Genomic DNA, 17067 nt, shown 5'->3' on the forward strand with positions numbered 1-17067 from the left:
ACAGGTTCCAGACAAATCAACGTATTAGATAGATAAGGAATACCCCCATGTCAGAACGTCTCCAAAATGACGTGGATCCGATCGAAACTCGCGACTGGCTACAGGCGATCGAATCGGTCATCCGTGAAGAAGGTGTTGAGCGCGCTCAGTATCTGATTGATCAGCTGCTTTCTGAAGCCCGCAAAGGCGGTGTGAAGGTTGCTTCAGGTGCAGGGGCTAGCAACTACGTAAACACGATTGCCGTCGAAGACGAACCGGAATACCCGGGCAATCTGGATCTGGAACGTCGTATCCGTTCTGCAATTCGCTGGAACGCCATCATGACCGTTCTGCGCGCATCCAAGAAAGACCTGGAGCTGGGTGGCCACATGGCGTCCTTCCAGTCTTCTGCGACCGTTTACGAAGTGTGCTTCAACCACTTCTTCCGTGCAGCGAACGAGAAAGACGGCGGCGATCTGGTGTACTTCCAGGGCCACATCTCTCCGGGCATCTATGCACGTGCATTCCTGGAAGGTCGTCTGACTGAAGAGCAGATGAACAACTTCCGTCAGGAAGTTCACGGTAAAGGTCTGTCTTCTTACCCGCACCCTAAACTGATGCCTGAATTCTGGCAGTTCCCGACCGTATCAATGGGTCTGGGCCCAATCGGTGCGATCTACCAGGCGAAATTCCTGAAGTATCTGGAACACCGTGGTCTGAAAGACACCTCTGAGCAGACCGTATACGCCTTCCTGGGCGACGGCGAAATGGATGAGCCAGAATCTAAAGGCGCGATCACCATCGCGACCCGTGAGAAGCTGGACAACCTGTGCTTCATCATCAACTGTAACCTGCAGCGTCTGGATGGTCCGGTAACCGGTAACGGCAAGATCATCAACGAACTGGAAGGCATCTTCGCAGGTGCTGGCTGGAACGTGATCAAAGTCATGTGGGGTTCCCGTTGGGACGAACTGCTGCGTAAAGACACCAGCGGTAAACTGATCCAGCTGATGAACGAAACCGTTGACGGTGACTACCAGACCTTCAAATCCAAAGACGGTGCCTACGTGCGTGAGCACTTCTTCGGCAAATATCCAGAAACCGCAGCCCTGGTTGCAGACTGGACTGATGAGCAGATCTGGGCCCTGAACCGCGGTGGTCACGATCCGAAGAAAATCTACGCTGCACTGAAAAAAGCGCGTGAAACCAAAGGTAAAGCGACTGTAATCCTGGCCCACACCATCAAAGGTTACGGCATGGGTGATACCGCAGAAGGTAAAAACATCGCTCACCAGGTTAAGAAAATGAACATGGACGGCGTGCGTTATATCCGCGACCGTTTCAACGTTCCAGTCACCGATGAGCAGGTAGAAAACCTGTCTTACATCACCTTCCCGGAAGGCTCTGAAGAGCACAAGTACCTGCACGAACGTCGTCAGGCGCTGAAAGGCTACCTGCCAGCTCGCCAGCCTAACTTCACCGAGAAGCTGGAACTGCCAGCGCTGGAAGACTTCTCTCAGCTGCTGGAAGAGCAGAACAAAGAGATCTCTACCACTATCGCTTTCGTTCGTGCCCTGAACGTGATGCTGAAGAACAAGTCGATCAAAGATCGCCTGGTGCCAATCATTGCCGACGAAGCGCGTACTTTCGGTATGGAAGGTCTGTTCCGTCAGATCGGTATCTACAGCCCGAACGGCCAGCAGTACACCCCGCAGGACCGTGAGCAGGTTGCTTACTACAAAGAAGACGAGAAAGGTCAGATCCTGCAGGAAGGTATCAACGAGCTGGGCGCAGGCGCATCCTGGCTGGCTGCTGCGACCTCTTACAGCACCAACAACCTGCCGATGATCCCGTTCTACATTTACTACTCCATGTTCGGGTTCCAGCGTATCGGTGACCTGTGCTGGCAGGCAGGCGACCAGCAGGCTCGCGGCTTCCTGATCGGTGGTACTTCCGGTCGTACGACCCTGAACGGTGAAGGTCTGCAGCACGAAGATGGTCACAGCCACATTCAGTCTCTGACTATCCCTAACTGTATCTCTTACGACCCGTCTTACGCGTACGAAGTGGCAGTCATCATGCATGACGGTCTGCAGCGCATGTACGGTGAAGCGCAGGAGAACATTTACTACTACATCACCACCCTGAACGAAAACTACCACATGCCGGCAATGCCAGCAGGTGCCGAGGAAGGTATCCGTAAAGGTATCTATAAACTCGAAACCATCGAAGGTAGCAAAGGTAAAGTTCAGCTGCTGGGCTCCGGTTCTATCCTGCGTCACGTTCGTGAAGCAGCACAGATCCTGGCGAAAGACTACGGTGTCGGTTCCGATGTGTACTCTGTGACCTCCTTCACTGAACTGGCGCGTGATGGCCAGGATTGTGAGCGCTGGAACATGCTGCACCCAATGGAAACCCCACGCGTTCCGTACATCGCTCAGGTGATGAACGACGCGCCAGCGGTGGCGTCTACTGACTATATGAAACTGTTCGCTGAGCAGGTTCGTACTTACGTTCCTGCTGATGATTATCGCGTTCTGGGTACTGACGGCTTCGGTCGTTCTGACAGCCGCGAAAACCTGCGTCACCACTTCGAAGTTGATGCTTCTTACGTGGTTGTAGCAGCACTGGGCGAACTGGCTAAACGTGGCGAAATCGATAAGAAAGTGGTTGCGGACGCAATCACCAAATTCAACATCGATGCAGAAAAAGTTAACCCGCGTCTGGCGTAAGAGGTAAAAGAATAATGGCTATCGAAATCAATGTACCGGACATCGGGGCTGATGAAGTTGAAATCACCGAGATCCTGGTCAAAGTAGGCGACAAAGTGGAAGCTGAACAGTCGCTGATCACCGTAGAAGGCGACAAAGCCTCTATGGAAGTCCCGTCTCCTCAGGCTGGCATCGTTAAAGAGATCAAAGTCTCTGTTGGCGATAAAACCGAGACTGGCAAACTGATCATGATTTTCGATTCCGCCGACGGTGCAGCCGCTGCTGCACCTGCGCAGGAAGAGAAGAAAGCCGCTCCGGCCGCCGCTGCTCCAGCAGCTGCCGCGAGCGCGAAAGAAGTGAATGTGCCTGACATCGGCGGTGACGAAGTTGAAGTGACTGAGATCCTGGTGAAAGTGGGCGATACCGTTGCGGCCGAGCAGTCACTGATCACCGTAGAAGGCGACAAAGCTTCTATGGAAGTGCCAGCACCGTTTGCGGGTACCGTTAAAGAGATCAAGATCAACACCGGTGACAAAGTGTCTACTGGCTCCCTGATCATGATCTTCGAAGTGGCAGGTGCTGCACCTGCTGCCGCGCCTGCACAGGCCGCTGCTCCGGCACCAGCCGCAGCACCAGCCGCTGCTGGCGGCGCGAAAGACGTTAACGTACCGGACATCGGCGGTGATGAAGTTGAAGTCACCGAAGTGATGGTAAAAGTGGGCGACAAAGTTGCCGCTGAACAGTCACTGATCACCGTTGAAGGCGACAAGGCTTCTATGGAAGTCCCTGCGCCATTCGCGGGTACCGTTAAAGAGATCAAAATCAGCACCGGCGACAAAGTGTCTACCGGCTCTCTGATCATGGTCTTCGAAGTGGAAGGCGCTGCGCCTGCCGCAGCTCCGGCTGCCGCGGCTGCTCCAGCACCGGCTCAGGCTGCTAAACCAGCCGCTGCCCCTGCTGCAAAAGCAGAAAAATCAGAGTTCGCTGAAAACGACGCTTACGTCCACGCGACGCCGCTGATTCGTCGCCTGGCGCGCGAATTCGGTGTGAACCTGGCGAAAGTGAAAGGGACCGGCCGTAAGGGTCGTATCCTGCGCGAAGACGTTCAGACCTACGTGAAAGACGCGGTGAAACGCGCCGAAGCTGCACCAGCTGCAGCCGCTGGCGGCGGTATCCCGGGCATGCTGCCATGGCCGAAAGTGGACTTCAGCAAGTTCGGCGAAATCGAAGAAGTGGAACTGGGCCGTATCCAGAAAATCTCTGGTGCGAACCTGAGCCGTAACTGGGTGATGATCCCGCACGTTACGCACTTCGATAAGACCGATATCACCGATCTGGAAGCGTTCCGTAAACAGCAGAACGCCGAAGCTGAGAAGCGTAAACTGGACGTGAAATTCACCCCAGTGGTCTTCATCATGAAGGCGGTTGCTGCGGCTCTGGAACAGATGCCACGCTTCAACAGCTCCCTGTCCGAAGACGGCCAGAAGCTGACGCTGAAGAAATACATCAACATCGGTGTTGCGGTTGATACGCCAAATGGTCTGGTTGTTCCGGTCTTCAAAGACGTGAACAAGAAGAGCATCACTGAGCTGTCCCGTGAACTGACCACCATCTCCAAGAAAGCGCGTGATGGTAAGCTGACTGCCGGCGAAATGCAGGGCGGTTGCTTCACCATCTCCAGCATCGGCGGCCTGGGTACCACCCACTTCGCGCCGATTGTGAACGCGCCGGAAGTGGCTATCCTCGGTGTGTCCAAGTCCGCGATGGAGCCGGTGTGGAATGGCAAAGAGTTCGTGCCGCGTCTGATGATGCCAATCTCTCTGTCCTTCGACCACCGCGTGATCGACGGTGCTGATGGTGCGCGTTTCATCACCATCATCAACAACATGCTGAGCGACATTCGCCGCCTGGTGATGTAATCGAAAAGCCGGCCAGTCGGCCGGCTTTTTTCTGATAATCTCATGGTGTTTGTGAGGTTATTGGCGAAAGCGACAATTCGTGAGCCGTTTGTTGTTTCAAAATTGTTAACAATTTTGTAAACTGCGGGCGGATAGAACGACCCGGTGGACGACGGGTATAAACTAAGAGGTCATGATGAGCACAGAAATCAAAACTCAGGTCGTAGTACTTGGGGCAGGCCCGGCAGGTTACTCCGCAGCATTTCGCGCAGCGGATTTAGGTCTGGAAACCGTCATCGTAGAACGTTACAGCACCCTCGGCGGTGTTTGTCTGAACGTCGGCTGTATCCCTTCTAAAGCGCTGCTGCACGTAGCGAAAGTTATCGAAGAAGCCAAAGCGCTGGCTGAACACGGTATCGTCTTCGGCGAGCCGAAAACCGACATCGACAAAATTCGTACCTGGAAAGAGAAAGTTATCACTCAGCTGACCGGCGGTCTGGCGGGTATGGCCAAAGGCCGTAAAGTGAAAGTGGTAAACGGTCTGGGTAAATTCACCGGTGCGAACACCCTGGAAGTGGAAGGCGAAAACGGCAAAACCGTGATCAACTTCGACAACGCGATCATCGCGGCAGGCTCTCGCCCAATCGAACTGCCATTCATTCCACATGAAGATCCACGCGTGTGGGATTCCACCGATGCGCTGGAGCTGAAAACCGTTCCTAAGCGTCTGCTGGTTATGGGCGGCGGTATCATCGGTCTGGAAATGGGTACCGTGTACCATGCGCTGGGTTCAGAGATCGACGTGGTTGAAATGTTCGACCAGGTTATCCCGGCTGCCGACAAAGACATCGTTAAAGTCTTCACCAAGCGCATCAGCAAGAAATTCAACCTGATGCTGGAAACCAAAGTGACTGCCGTTGAAGCGAAAGAAGACGGTATTTACGTTTCCATGGAAGGCAAAAAAGCCCCATCCGAACCACAGCGTTACGACGCCGTGCTGGTGGCTATCGGTCGTGTACCGAACGGTAAAAACCTCGACGCGGGCAAAGCTGGCGTGGAAGTGGACGACCGTGGCTTCATCCGCGTTGACAAACAGCTGCGCACCAACGTGCCGCACATCTTTGCTATCGGCGATATCGTCGGTCAGCCAATGCTGGCGCACAAAGGTGTTCACGAAGGCCACGTTGCCGCTGAAGTTATCGCCGGCATGAAGCACTACTTCGATCCGAAAGTGATCCCATCTATCGCGTACACCGAGCCAGAAGTGGCATGGGTTGGTCTGACTGAGAAAGAAGCGAAAGAGAAAGGCATCAGCTACGAAACCGCCACCTTCCCGTGGGCTGCTTCTGGCCGTGCTATCGCTTCCGACTGCGCAGACGGTATGACCAAACTGATCTTCGACAAAGAGACTCACCGCGTAATCGGTGGTGCGATTGTCGGTACCAACGGCGGCGAGCTGCTGGGTGAAATCGGTCTGGCTATCGAAATGGGTTGTGACGCTGAAGACATCGCGCTGACCATCCACGCACACCCGACTCTGCACGAGTCCGTGGGCCTGGCGGCAGAAGTGTTTGAAGGCAGCATCACCGACCTGCCAAACGCGAAAGCGAAGAAGAAATAAGTTTCTTCCCTGATTGCTAACGCCTCCTCTGGAGGCGTTTTTTTTGCCTGAAAACTACCCATTATGGTAGGTAACTTATTGTTATTTCCTCTAAAAATTTTCCTCTGTCTGCCGATACCTTTTGCACCATTGTGTAGCTACTGGCCGCACGGTTAACGATTCTGGACTTTTGATTACACACAAAAAGGAAATAACATGTCTTTGAAGAAAGTGATGGGGATTGGCTTATTAGCGGCAGTGATGACGCTGACCGGGTGCGGTGCGATGACGACGGCGGTGAAAAAACGCAACCTGGAAGTAAAAACGCAGATGAGTGAAACCATCTGGCTTGAGCCATCCAGTGAAAAAACGGTCTACATTCAGGTTAAAAACACTTCTGATAAAGACATGAGCAATCTGCAGACGCTGCTGGCAAACGATCTGAGTGCCAAGGGATACAAGGTCACCAGCTCTCCTGACAGCGCATACTATTGGGTGCAGGCTAACGTTCTGAAAGCAGACAAAATGGACCTGCGTGAATCTCAGGGCTACCTGAAAACCGGCTATGAAGGTGCCGCTGTGGGTGCCGCGCTGGGTGCCGGTATCACGGCCTACAACAGCAACTCCTCCGGCGCAGCGCTGGGCGTGGGGCTGGCTGCGGGGCTGATCGGCATGGCGGCAGATGCGATGGTGGAAGACGTAAACTATACCATGGTGACCGACCTGCAGATCTCCGAGCGCAGCAAGGCGAAGGTGACCACGGACAACATCGCGGCGCTGCGTCAGGGAACGTCTGGCGTGAAGCTGCAAACCAGCTCCGAGCAGGGCGACCGTGCGAAGTATCAAACCCGCGTGGTGTCGAACGCTAACAAAGTAAACCTGAAGTTTGAAGAAGCCAAACCGGTTCTGGAAGCTCAGCTGGCGAAATCAGTCGCCAATATTCTGTAAGTTAAAAAGCCGGGGGGCGGCTTCGCCTTACCCGGCCTACAGGCAGAGCGGGTATTCAGGGTTCGACGGGCTGCCAGGTTTTATCAGGCGCGTATGAGGCCAGCGCCCGGGCCTTTTGCTCCGACTCGCTGCCGAGATCGGACTGGTACACCTTGTCGTCCTGATTTATCACAAAACTCATCACGCCCGTCTGGCCGTAGCTGACCGGCCACGCCACCATCGCGAAACCGTTTTTATCCGGCAGGATCCGGAAGCGATAGCCGTGATAGCCGGTACCCGGCTCTTTTGGGCTAAATGCCGGTCCGAGCGGACTGGGCGCTTCGCCGGGAGAGGCGGGCCAGTACAAACCGTCTTTTTTGCCCTTCGAACTGACAATCTTCTGCGCGTATTTCTGGTTCATCGCAAAGTAGCTTTGCTGCGCATCAACATAGGCATGTAAGGCTTCAATGGCGGCAAGTTCGTTACGCCCGATTTCGCGGGTCAGGATCTCTTCCGCCCCTTCTTTGATATCGAATTGCCAACCAGTTGCGGTTTTGATCACCGGGATGGGAAGCTGCCAGCTGTTATCGCCGACAACAAGATGCGCCGTATCCCCTTCGACAACGGTGTTGTGACGGACTTTCCAGTCGCGCAGGAAACGATCGACGGCATCCGGATCAACGCCTTCAGGGGGCAGAAAATCGCGCCAGTTCTCTCCAAGCAGGTTGCTCATCGCGCGCTCATTATGCTCACCAATGGCGTTGGCCAGCGCATCGGTCGCCTGATCGGGCGTGCTGAAGGACTGCTGCGCCATCGCCGAGGCCGAAAGCATGAACAACACCATTCCACTGAGAAGTTTACTTTTCATGTCGGTTCCCTTAGCGATGTCGAATTTCACGGCGTTCAGCGCGTCCACCAGACGCCTGACGCGGCTGCTGCTGGCGAGCCGCAATCTGCCTGCTTTGCGCACCACGCTGCTGCTGCGCCTGCCAGTTCGCGGAGCGGCTGTCGTTGCCGCTCAGCGCATTGGCCCGGGGCTGGCTGTTTCGCTGCTGGAGAGTGCGTTGCTGTGCGGGCTGTGAAACCCGTTTCTCTTGTCTGTGCGCTGTGGTCTGGCGATTTTCTCGCTGCTGTGTGGTGGTTCGCTTCGCCGTCTGCGGTTTGGTGTCGTAGCCACGGTAGTTATTGCGCTGGGAAATCTGCTTCAGCTGTTCACTTGAGGCCTGACGCTGCACGTCTTTCGTGCCGGGACGTGCCGTTTGCGGGAAGGTTTTACCCGTGGATTTCTCCATCTGGCTCAGGGCCGCCTGACGCTGGCTGTCCCGGTTAACCGGTTTTTGCTGCGTTGAGCTTAGCCCGGTAGTCGTGCTAGTGGAGTGGAAACGGGTGTTGAGCTGGTTAGTCGGATAGGGCACACCTTCCCGATAGGCCGGGTTATGCTGCCAGGTACGGTTGGCGTCCGTCAGACGCTGTCCGCTGATTTTATTGAAGTTCTCAACGTTGATATTGATGTTGTTATCACCGTTGCGGTTATAGCCGCCGTGATTATCCCAGTCACCGTCATGATGGTGATCCCAGTCATCGTCGTCATCCCAGTCGATGTTGCTGAAAATGGCATAGGTTGTGGCGACACCCAGGCTGAAGCCTAAGCCGTTGACGAAGCTGTTGCCAAACTGCTCCCCGGGTGAAGGCGGGAGATAGGTGGGCGGATAGGCGGTGTTGGGCCAGGTCCCGTAAACCGTATTGGGGTTATAGGTGGGGACGTACACAACCTGCGGATCGGCAGATTCAATTTTGATCACCGTTGGCGCGGGTGCAGACGTGGTTGTGGTTGTCGTCGTTGCCTCGGTGGTGCTGGTTTTAGCCGGAGCCGGTTTAGTCACGGTGGTGACCGTCTGCTGAGGCGTGGATTGTAACGCGCCTGTCTTCTGTGCCAGCGCGCGCAGGCGCTGAACGGAATCCATCACGTCTTTCGGCTGCGCGAGAAACGCATCGCCCAAATTTTGTACCCACGGCGGGTTTTCACCCATCAGCGACATGAGCTGAGGAAACGCGACCAGCGATTTGACGCTCGGATCCCATGGCTGGCTGGCAACAGCCTGAATGGCGGCGTCCCCTTCCATTTTAGGGTTGTCTTTTGACCACTGTGCCGCCTGAATCACGTTGGCCGGGTAAGTCGAGGCCATCAAGATCTGTGACAGCAGGGCGTCCGGGTAGAGCGCGATAGGGGCAACCCACTGATCGATTTGCGCGGCAGTATAGGTTGGCGCGACGACAGGGGCGGGCGTTGCTGCTGCCGGTGCAGCGGGGGCCGCCGGTTGTTGAGCGACGGGGGCGGGCACAACGGGTTCCGTTGCGCGGCTTTTGACAAACATGACGCCTGAGGCGGCAAGCAGCCCGGCACTGCACAGAAGGACGAGCAGATGTGGCTTAAAGGGCAACTTCATAAAATGACTCCAACGAGACAAGCGCTGTGCCGTGAGGCGTTACGGTTGGCGTGAGTATTATTCACCCGTCTTTTACTGTTTTGACTTTTATTGGGAAGCGTCCGGTACGTCCGGATAAAGAGTGTGAGTATTTATTGCACAATTATATCTGATGAAGGAAAAACTGAAGCGTCACGGTGCGGAAGAAACCGCAAAATGGTGGCCTAAATCCCCGCTACACCATGCTTAACGATTCAGCAAATTTTTTAATGTTGCTTTTTTGTAAACGGATTAACACTGTGCAGAAATCCTGCTATGCTGCCCGACGCGGTATCGGGCATTTACCCTACAAACTGCTGTCTCACAGGAGCGTGAAGAGAACGCCCGCCGCATATGACAATGAGAGCGAGGAGAACCGTCGTGCTAGAAGAATACCGTAAGCACGTAGCAGAACGTGCCGCCGAGGGAATTGTACCCAAACCTTTAGATGCAACCCAAATGGCCGCGCTCGTCGAGCTGCTGAAGAACCCGCCTAAGGGCGAAGAAGAATTCCTGTTAGATCTGTTGATCAACCGCGTACCGCCTGGCGTAGATGAAGCTGCCTACGTAAAAGCCGGATTCCTTGCTGCTATCGCCAAAGGCGAAGCCACCTCCCCACTGGTTACTCCTGAAAAAGCCATTGAACTGCTCGGCACCATGCAGGGTGGTTACAACATTCATCCGCTGATTGATGCGCTGGATAACGACAAGCTGGCACCGATTGCCGCTAAAGCGCTCTCGTCTACGCTGCTGATGTTCGATAACTTCTACGATGTGGAAGAAAAAGCCAAAGCAGGCAACGTCTATGCGAAGCAGGTGATGCAGTCCTGGGCGGATGCCGAATGGTTCCTGAATCGTCCAGCACTTGCTGAAAAAATCACCGTTACCGTCTTCAAAGTGACCGGTGAAACCAACACCGATGACCTCTCTCCGGCACCGGACGCGTGGTCTCGCCCGGATATCCCTCTGCACGCCCTGGCGATGCTGAAAAACGCCCGTGAAGGCATTGAGCCGGATCAGCCAGGCAGCGTTGGCCCGATCAAACAGATCGAAGCCCTGCAGAAAAAAGGGTTCCCGCTGGCCTACGTGGGTGACGTTGTGGGTACCGGTTCTTCCCGTAAATCCGCGACCAACTCCGTGCTGTGGTTCATGGGTGACGACATCCCGCATGTGCCAAACAAACGCGGTGGCGGCCTGTGCCTCGGCGGTAAAATTGCACCGATCTTCTTCAACACCATGGAAGATGCGGGTGCACTGCCGATCGAAGTGGACGTCTCCAACCTGAACATGGGCGACGTGATTGACGTTTACCCGTACAAAGGTGAAGTGCGTAACCACGAAACCAACGAGCTGCTGGCGAGCTTTGAGCTGAAAACCGACGTGCTGATCGACGAAGTGCGTGCCGGTGGCCGTATTCCGCTGATCATCGGTCGTGGCCTGACCACCAAAGCGCGTGAAGCGCTGGGTCTGCCGCACAGTGATGTATTCCGTCACGCGAAAGACGTTGCGAAGAGCAATCGCGGTTACTCTCTGGCACAGAAAATGGTCGGTCGCGCCTGCGGCGTCGCCGGTGTTCGTCCTGGCGCATACTGCGAGCCGAAGATGACCTCCGTAGGCTCTCAGGACACCACTGGCCCAATGACCCGTGACGAACTGAAAGACCTGGCGTGCCTGGGCTTCTCTTCCGATCTGGTGATGCAGTCCTTCTGCCACACTGCGGCGTATCCGAAGCCGGTTGACGTAACCACGCACCACACGCTGCCAGACTTCATCATGAACCGCGGCGGTGTTTCCCTGCGTCCGGGCGACGGCGTAATTCACTCCTGGCTGAACCGCATGCTGCTGCCGGATACCGTGGGTACCGGTGGTGACTCCCATACCCGTTTCCCCATCGGTATCTCCTTCCCGGCGGGGTCCGGTCTGGTGGCGTTTGCTGCGGCGACGGGCGTGATGCCGCTGGATATGCCGGAATCGGTGCTGGTGCGCTTCAAAGGTAAAATGCAGCCGGGTATCACCCTGCGTGACTTGGTTCACGCGATCCCGCTGTATGCGATTAAACAGGGTCTGCTGACCGTTGAGAAGAAAGGGAAGAAAAACATCTTCTCTGGCCGCATCCTGGAAATCGAAGGTCTGCCGGATCTGAAGGTTGAGCAGGCGTTCGAGCTGACCGATGCCTCCGCTGAGCGTTCAGCTGCGGGCTGTACCATCAAGCTGAACAAAGAGCCGATTATTGAGTATCTGAACTCTAACATCGTGCTGCTGAAGTGGATGATTGCAGAAGGCTACGGCGACCGTCGTACGCTGGAGCGTCGTATCCAGGGCATGGAGAAATGGCTGGCCGATCCGCAACTGCTGGAAGCTGATGCTGACGCAGAGTACGCGGCGGTGATCGACATCGATCTGGCGGATATCAAAGAGCCAATCCTGTGTGCACCGAACGATCCGGACGACGCGCGTCCGCTGTCCGAAGTTCAGGGCGAGAAGATCGACGAAGTGTTCATCGGATCCTGCATGACCAACATCGGCCACTTCCGTGCGGCCGGCAAGCTGCTGGATACCCACAAAGGCCAGCTGCCAACCCGTCTGTGGGTGGCGCCGCCAACCCGTATGGACGCGGCTCAGCTGACCGAAGAGGGCTACTACAGCGTGTTTGGTAAGAGCGGGGCGCGTATTGAAATTCCTGGCTGTTCCCTGTGTATGGGCAACCAGGCGCGCGTCGCCGACGGCGCGACGGTGGTTTCCACCTCGACCCGTAACTTCCCGAACCGTTTAGGTACCGGTGCGAACGTCTTCCTGGCCTCTGCGGAGCTGGCGGCGGTTGCGGCGCTGATTGGCAAACTGCCAACGCCGGAAGAGTACCAGACCTTTGTGGCTCAGGTGGATAAGACCGCGGTGGATACCTATCGCTATCTGAACTTTGACCAGCTCTCTCAGTATACCGAGAAGGCTGACGGGGTTATCTTCCAGACGGCAGTATAAACAGCAAAACCGTCTCGTAGAGACGGTTTTTAGTGTTTGCACCCTCTCCCGTGGGAGAGGGACGGGGTGAGGGCATCAGGCCGCAGGGTCTTGCTCTCACCTTTTTATTTTCATTCCTCCCACCTCTCACGCTTTTTTTCTTCCTCTCTGCTGCGATAATTACCCTAATGGCTTTGCAGAGGAAAACACTATGGATTACGAATTTCTGCGCGACATCACCGGAGTGGTGAAAGTGCGTATGTCGATGGGCCACGAAGCCGTTGGACACTGGTTTAACGAAGAGGTGAAAGAAAATCTCGCCCTTCTTGACGAGGTTGAACAGGCGGCAAATACGGTGAAAGGCAGTGAACGCTCCTGGCAACGCGCCGGGCACGAATACACGCTGTGGATGGACGGTGAAGAGGTCATGGTGCGTGCCAACCAGCTCGAGTTTTCAGGCGACGAGATGGAAGAGGGGATGAGCTACTATGACGAAGAAAGCCTGTCGCTGTGCGGCGTTGAAGACTTCCTTCAGGTGGTGAATGCCTACCGCGAGTTCATGAAACAGCGATAACTTCCCGAAGCGTCCCTGCTCCGGGCAACACTTACACGGCCGGAATATTACGGCCGTAGTAAATCTCGCGCATCTCTTTCCAGAGCAGGTCAGTAATCGCCTTACGCTCTTCTTCGCTCAAATCTTCCGGCTTCGTGTGGAACATATAGTGCTTAAGGTCGAATTCCTTAAGTAACATCTTGGTATGGAAGATGTTTTCCTGATACACGTTCACATCCATCATGTCATACTGTGATTTCATGTCCTCGGACATAAAGTTCTGAATAGAGTTAATCTCGTGGTCGATGAAGTGCTTCATGCCGTTGACGTCACGGGTAAAACCGCGCACGCGGTAATCAATCGTGACGATATCTGATTCCAGCTGGTGGATGAGATAGTTCAGCGCGTTGAGCGGGGAAATCACGCCGCAGGTCGACACTTCAATATCGGCGCGGAACGTACACAGCCCACCTTCCGGGTGACTCTCCGGGTAGGTATGGACGCAGATATGGCTCTTATCCAGGTGGGCAACCACCACTTCCGGCAGCGGGCCCGGATGTTCCGTTTTGTCGATAAGCTTCGGGTCGACCGGCTCTTCGCTGACCAGGATGGTCACGCTGGCGCCCTGGGGTTCATAATCCTGTCGGGCGATATTCAGGATGTTGGCGCCGATAATGGAACAGGTTTCTGACAGGATCTCGGTCAGACGGTTGGCGTTGTAGAGTTCGTCGATATAGGCGATGTAACCATCGCGTTCTTCCGCTGTTTTGGCATAGCAGATATCGTAAATACAAAAACTCAGGCTTTTGGTCAGGTTGTTAAAGCCATGCAGTTTAAGCTTTTTCAATTAGCTCACCCCCTTAGTGGATAATGCGTCTTGCAGGTACTGCGGCAGAGCAAACGCTGCGGTATGAATAGCCGGATTGTAGTATCGGCACTGAAGACCGGCCTGATGGAAGCGGGCCTGAATAATTTCGGTGGAGAGATGACGTAAGACGTCGTTATCCGTCGCCCAGGCAAAGGTCATGATCCCGCCGTAGTAGGTTGGAATTGCCGCCTGATAGAAGCTGACATCCTCGAAATAGGTGCTCAGCTTACGGTGGCTATCCAGCGCTTCATCCTGCTGCAGGAAGCAGACGCCATTTTGGGCGACGAAGATCCCGCCCGGGTTCAGACAGCGCTTGCAGCCTTCGTAGAACGAGGAGGTAAACAGCGATGCGCCGGGACCGATAGGATCGGTGCAGTCGGAGATGATCACGTCAAAGGTCTGCGAGGTCTGGTTAACGAAGTTAACGCCGTCGTCAATCACCAGGCTAAAGCGCGGGTCGTCATAGCTGCCGGCATTGTGGTTGGGCAGATACTGGCGGCAGAAAGAGACGACGCCCGCATCGATTTCCACCATGGTGATGGTTTCAATGGAACGATGGCGGGAAACTTCACGCAGCATTGCGCCGTCGCCACCGCCGATAATCAGGACATGCTTCGCGTGGCCGTGTGCCAGCAGCGGGACGTGGGTCATCATCTCATGATAGATAAACTCATCTCGCTCGGTTGTTTGCACGACGCCGTCCAGCGCCATGACGCGGCCAAAGGCAGCATTCTCGAAGATGATTAGATCCTGGTGATCGGTTTTCTCATGATAGAGCACGTTATCAACGGCAAAGTACTGACCAAACTGGTCATGCAGTGTTTCATGCCACAACGTGTGGTCGGCCATACGCGGACTCCTCCTTTGTTAACATCCGTTACGCTCACAAAAAATGAGCGAAACATGATAGCTAACTATAACCGTGGTTGCACGGCTATAGGTTCAACAGGGGGCGTCGGGAAGGTTATTTGACGTAGGCGAGCAGGCTGAGTGAGTCGCGAGCCAGCGCTTTGCATTTTTTAGAAGTGGGAATGTCAATACCGCTTAGGTCACGGTAGCTGTCTTCGCCGAGCGCCTTCATGTCGAAGCTGTCGTAGTTGCTGAGATCCCACTGGTTCTGCTGGGCAAAAAAGACCAGCGCGCGGCGAATTTGCCCGTTGGGTAAATTCTGGTAGCCACAATCATTTTTCAGGAATACAAAAACCGCCGTTAAATCGGCCATATCTTCCGCTTCATTTTCACTTAGCGCATAGCTGTTCGCACACATTGCCATCAGGCTACCGAACAAAATTGTCCTGAAAAACGTCTTCATTGCTTCTACCACTTCTTCACGGAAAATTAACGTTAGCATACTTGATGCCAGTGCGACGATCTTTATTATTGCCGCTTTACTTGACCTTCCGGTAAGGGGAGGGTTTATGCTCAAAAGATCGCCTGCTGGAAATAAGGAAATGAACATGCAACGTCGTGATTTTTTAAAATATTCCGTGGCGCTGGGTGCTGCCAGCGCATTGCCTCTCTGGAGCCGCGCGGTTTTTGCGGCTGACAGGCCTGCCTTACCCATCCCTGATTTGCTGACCGCGGATGCCCGTAGCCGTATCAAGCTTGTTGTTCAGTCCGGCAGCACGCTGTTCGGTGCGCACAACGCGACAACCTGGGGCTATAACGGCAATCTGCTCGGCCCTGCGCTGCAGCTGCGCAAAGGGAAGGCGGTGACGGTGGATATCCACAATACGCTTGCTGAAGAGACGACGGTGCACTGGCACGGACTGGAAGTGCCGGGCGAGGTAGACGGCGGGCCGCAGGGCATCATCAAAGCAGGCGGTTCGCGCAGCGTCACCTTTACGCCCGACCAGCGCGCGGCGACCTGCTGGTTCCATCCGCATCAGCATGGCAAAACGGGCCATCAGGTGGCGATGGGGCTGGCGGGACTGGTGCTGATTGAAGACGACGAGAGCCGCCTGCTGCGCCTGCCGAAACAGTGGGGCATCGACGATGTGCCGGTGATTGTGCAGGACAAGAAATTCACCGCTGACGGGCAAATTGACTATCAGCTGGACGTGATGAGCGCGGCGGTAGGCTGGTTTGGCGACACGCTGTTGACCAACGGCGCCATTTATCCTCAGCACGCTGCGCCGAAAGGCTGGCTGCGACTGCGTCTGCTTAACGGCTGTAACGCGCGTTCACTCAACTTCGCCACCAGCGATAAGCGTCCGCTGTACGTGGTCGCCAGCGACGGCGGGCTGCTGCCTGAGCCGGTGAAGGTCAACGAACTGCCGATGCTGATGGGGGAACGTTTTGAGGTGCTGGTGGATATCAGCGACGGCAAGGCGTTTGACCTCGTGACCCTGCCGGTTAGTCAGATGGGGATGGCGGTCGCGCCGTTTGACAAGCCGCATCCGGTGCTGCGTATTCAGCCGTTACAGGTGACCGCTTCCGGCACGCTGCCTGATACGTTAACCACTCTGCCGGCCCTTCCGTCGCTTGATGGGCTTACGCAACGCAAACTGCAGCTCTCCATGAACCCCATGCTCGATATGATGGGCATGCAGGCGCTGATGGCGAAATATGGTGATAAGGCGATGGCGGGGATGCATCACGGGCAGATGATGGGCCACATGAATATGGACCACGGCAAAATGGGGGGCATGGGGCACATGAATCACGGCGACCATGGCTTTGATTTCCATAACGCCAATATGATCAACGGTAAAGCGTTCGACATGAACACGCCGATGTTTGCAGCGACAAAAGGGCAGTTTGAGCGCTGGGTGATTTCAGGTGAAGGGGACATGATGCTGCATCCGTTCCATATTCACGGTACGCAGTTCCGCATTCTTTCTGAGAACGGCAACGCGCCGGACGCGCATCGCGCGGGCTGGAAAGATACGGTGAAGGTGGAAGGCGGCGTCAGCGAGGTGCTGGTGAAGTTTGACCACGATGCGCCGAAGGAGTTTGCCTATATGGCGCACTGCCATCTGCTGGAGCATGAAGATACGGGGATGATGCTGGGCTTTACCGTATAAAAAAGCCGGGTGGCGACTTCGCCTTACCCGGCCTACATAGCGTACTCGAAGGCCCGGTAAGCGTAAGCGCCACCGGGCTTTT

At 55.3% G+C, this 17067-nt stretch carries 12 protein-coding genes; 7 read left to right on the top strand and 5 right to left on the bottom strand.

Features of this window, described 5'->3' with window-relative positions; genetic code table 11:
• The first annotated feature begins 47 nt into the window (after positions 1–47).
• The 4 genes from aceE to traT all read left to right on the top strand — a co-directional run bounded on the left by aceE (position 48) and on the right by traT (position 7136).
• Positions 48–2711 (top strand): pyruvate dehydrogenase (acetyl-transferring), homodimeric type, encoded by a 2664-nt coding sequence (aceE, locus tag ACMWJS_RS14300; RefSeq protein WP_028015529.1) that lies wholly within the window; start codon positions 48–50, stop codon positions 2709–2711.
• A gap of 14 nt (positions 2712–2725) precedes the next feature.
• Complete coding sequence (gene aceF / locus ACMWJS_RS14305; RefSeq protein WP_414747224.1) at positions 2726–4609, top strand: pyruvate dehydrogenase complex dihydrolipoyllysine-residue acetyltransferase; 1884 nt, start codon at positions 2726–2728, stop codon at positions 4607–4609.
• A gap of 175 nt (positions 4610–4784) precedes the next feature.
• Positions 4785–6209 (top strand): dihydrolipoyl dehydrogenase, encoded by a 1425-nt coding sequence (lpdA, locus tag ACMWJS_RS14310; RefSeq protein ID WP_003856313.1) that lies wholly within the window; start codon positions 4785–4787, stop codon positions 6207–6209.
• 195 nt (positions 6210–6404) lie between these two features.
• Complete coding sequence (gene traT, locus ACMWJS_RS14315) at positions 6405–7136, top strand: conjugal transfer complement resistance protein TraT (RefSeq protein WP_048225655.1); 732 nt, start codon at positions 6405–6407, stop codon at positions 7134–7136.
• A 55-nt stretch (positions 7137–7191) separates the two neighbouring features.
• Here traT and ACMWJS_RS14320 read toward each other — a convergent pair whose 3' ends face one another.
• Both ACMWJS_RS14320 and ACMWJS_RS14325 read right to left on the bottom strand, forming a co-directional pair.
• Positions 7192–7983, bottom strand: a complete 792-nt coding sequence (locus tag ACMWJS_RS14320) for a DUF2950 family protein (RefSeq protein ID WP_063620806.1) — start codon at positions 7981–7983, stop codon at positions 7192–7194.
• A 10-nt stretch (positions 7984–7993) separates the two neighbouring features.
• A complete protein-coding gene (locus tag ACMWJS_RS14325; RefSeq protein WP_414747225.1) occupies positions 7994–9562 on the bottom strand; it encodes a DUF3300 domain-containing protein in 1569 nt (522 codons plus the stop codon).
• Between the two features lie 399 nt (positions 9563–9961).
• On the opposite strand from ACMWJS_RS14325, the gene acnB reads away from it, so the two are divergent.
• Together acnB and yacL are read left to right on the top strand one after the other, a co-directional pair.
• Positions 9962–12559: a bifunctional aconitate hydratase 2/2-methylisocitrate dehydratase gene (gene acnB / locus ACMWJS_RS14330; RefSeq protein WP_414747226.1), complete on the top strand. Its 2598-nt coding sequence runs from the start codon at positions 9962–9964 to the stop codon at positions 12557–12559.
• A 190-nt stretch (positions 12560–12749) separates the two neighbouring features.
• Complete coding sequence (gene yacL / locus ACMWJS_RS14335) at positions 12750–13112, top strand: protein YacL (protein WP_045907811.1); 363 nt, start codon at positions 12750–12752, stop codon at positions 13110–13112.
• A 31-nt stretch (positions 13113–13143) separates the two neighbouring features.
• On the opposite strand, the gene speD is transcribed toward yacL, so the two are convergent.
• The 3 genes from speD to ACMWJS_RS14350 form a co-directional block, all read right to left on the bottom strand.
• Positions 13144–13938 carry an adenosylmethionine decarboxylase gene (gene speD, locus ACMWJS_RS14340; RefSeq protein ID WP_414747227.1) on the bottom strand — a complete coding sequence of 265 codons (795 nt, stop codon included), beginning with the start codon at positions 13936–13938 and terminating at the stop codon, positions 13144–13146.
• On the bottom strand, positions 13939–14808 hold the full coding sequence (gene speE, locus ACMWJS_RS14345; RefSeq protein WP_039265690.1) for a polyamine aminopropyltransferase: 870 nt from the start codon (positions 14806–14808) through the stop codon (positions 13939–13941). It lies immediately after the preceding gene.
• Positions 14809–14923: 115 nt separating this feature from the next.
• The gene (locus ACMWJS_RS14350; protein ID WP_414747235.1) at positions 14924–15271 is read right to left on the bottom strand and encodes a YacC family pilotin-like protein; all 348 of its coding nucleotides are present in this window, start codon (positions 15269–15271) and stop codon (positions 14924–14926) included.
• Between the two features lie 145 nt (positions 15272–15416).
• On the opposite strand from ACMWJS_RS14350, the gene cueO reads away from it, so the two are divergent.
• Positions 15417–16985 (top strand): multicopper oxidase CueO, encoded by a 1569-nt coding sequence (gene cueO, locus ACMWJS_RS14355; RefSeq protein ID WP_414747228.1) that lies wholly within the window; start codon positions 15417–15419, stop codon positions 16983–16985.
• Positions 16986–17067: the final 82 nt, after the last annotated feature.

This window comes from Enterobacter sp. HK-058-C-ECC, from assembly GCF_047531125.1.
Lineage (GTDB): Bacteria > Pseudomonadota > Gammaproteobacteria > Enterobacterales > Enterobacteriaceae > Enterobacter > Enterobacter quasiroggenkampii.

Coding starts and splice junctions, on each gene's coding strand:
- yacL (WP_045907811.1), top strand. CDS start 12,750: ATGGATTACGAATTTCTGCGCGACATCACCGGAGTGGTGAAAGTGCGT.
- lpdA (WP_003856313.1), top strand. CDS start 4,785: ATGAGCACAGAAATCAAAACTCAGGTCGTAGTACTTGGGGCAGGCCCG.
- ACMWJS_RS14325 (WP_414747225.1), bottom strand. CDS start 9,562: ATGAAGTTGCCCTTTAAGCCACATCTGCTCGTCCTTCTGTGCAGTGCC.
- aceE (WP_028015529.1), top strand. CDS start 48: ATGTCAGAACGTCTCCAAAATGACGTGGATCCGATCGAAACTCGCGAC.
- speE (WP_039265690.1), bottom strand. CDS start 14,808: ATGGCCGACCACACGTTGTGGCATGAAACACTGCATGACCAGTTTGGT.
- traT (WP_048225655.1), top strand. CDS start 6,405: ATGTCTTTGAAGAAAGTGATGGGGATTGGCTTATTAGCGGCAGTGATG.
- cueO (WP_414747228.1), top strand. CDS start 15,417: ATGCAACGTCGTGATTTTTTAAAATATTCCGTGGCGCTGGGTGCTGCC.
- ACMWJS_RS14320 (WP_063620806.1), bottom strand. CDS start 7,983: ATGAAAAGTAAACTTCTCAGTGGAATGGTGTTGTTCATGCTTTCGGCC.
- ACMWJS_RS14350 (WP_414747235.1), bottom strand. CDS start 15,271: ATGAAGACGTTTTTCAGGACAATTTTGTTCGGTAGCCTGATGGCAATG.
- aceF (WP_414747224.1), top strand. CDS start 2,726: ATGGCTATCGAAATCAATGTACCGGACATCGGGGCTGATGAAGTTGAA.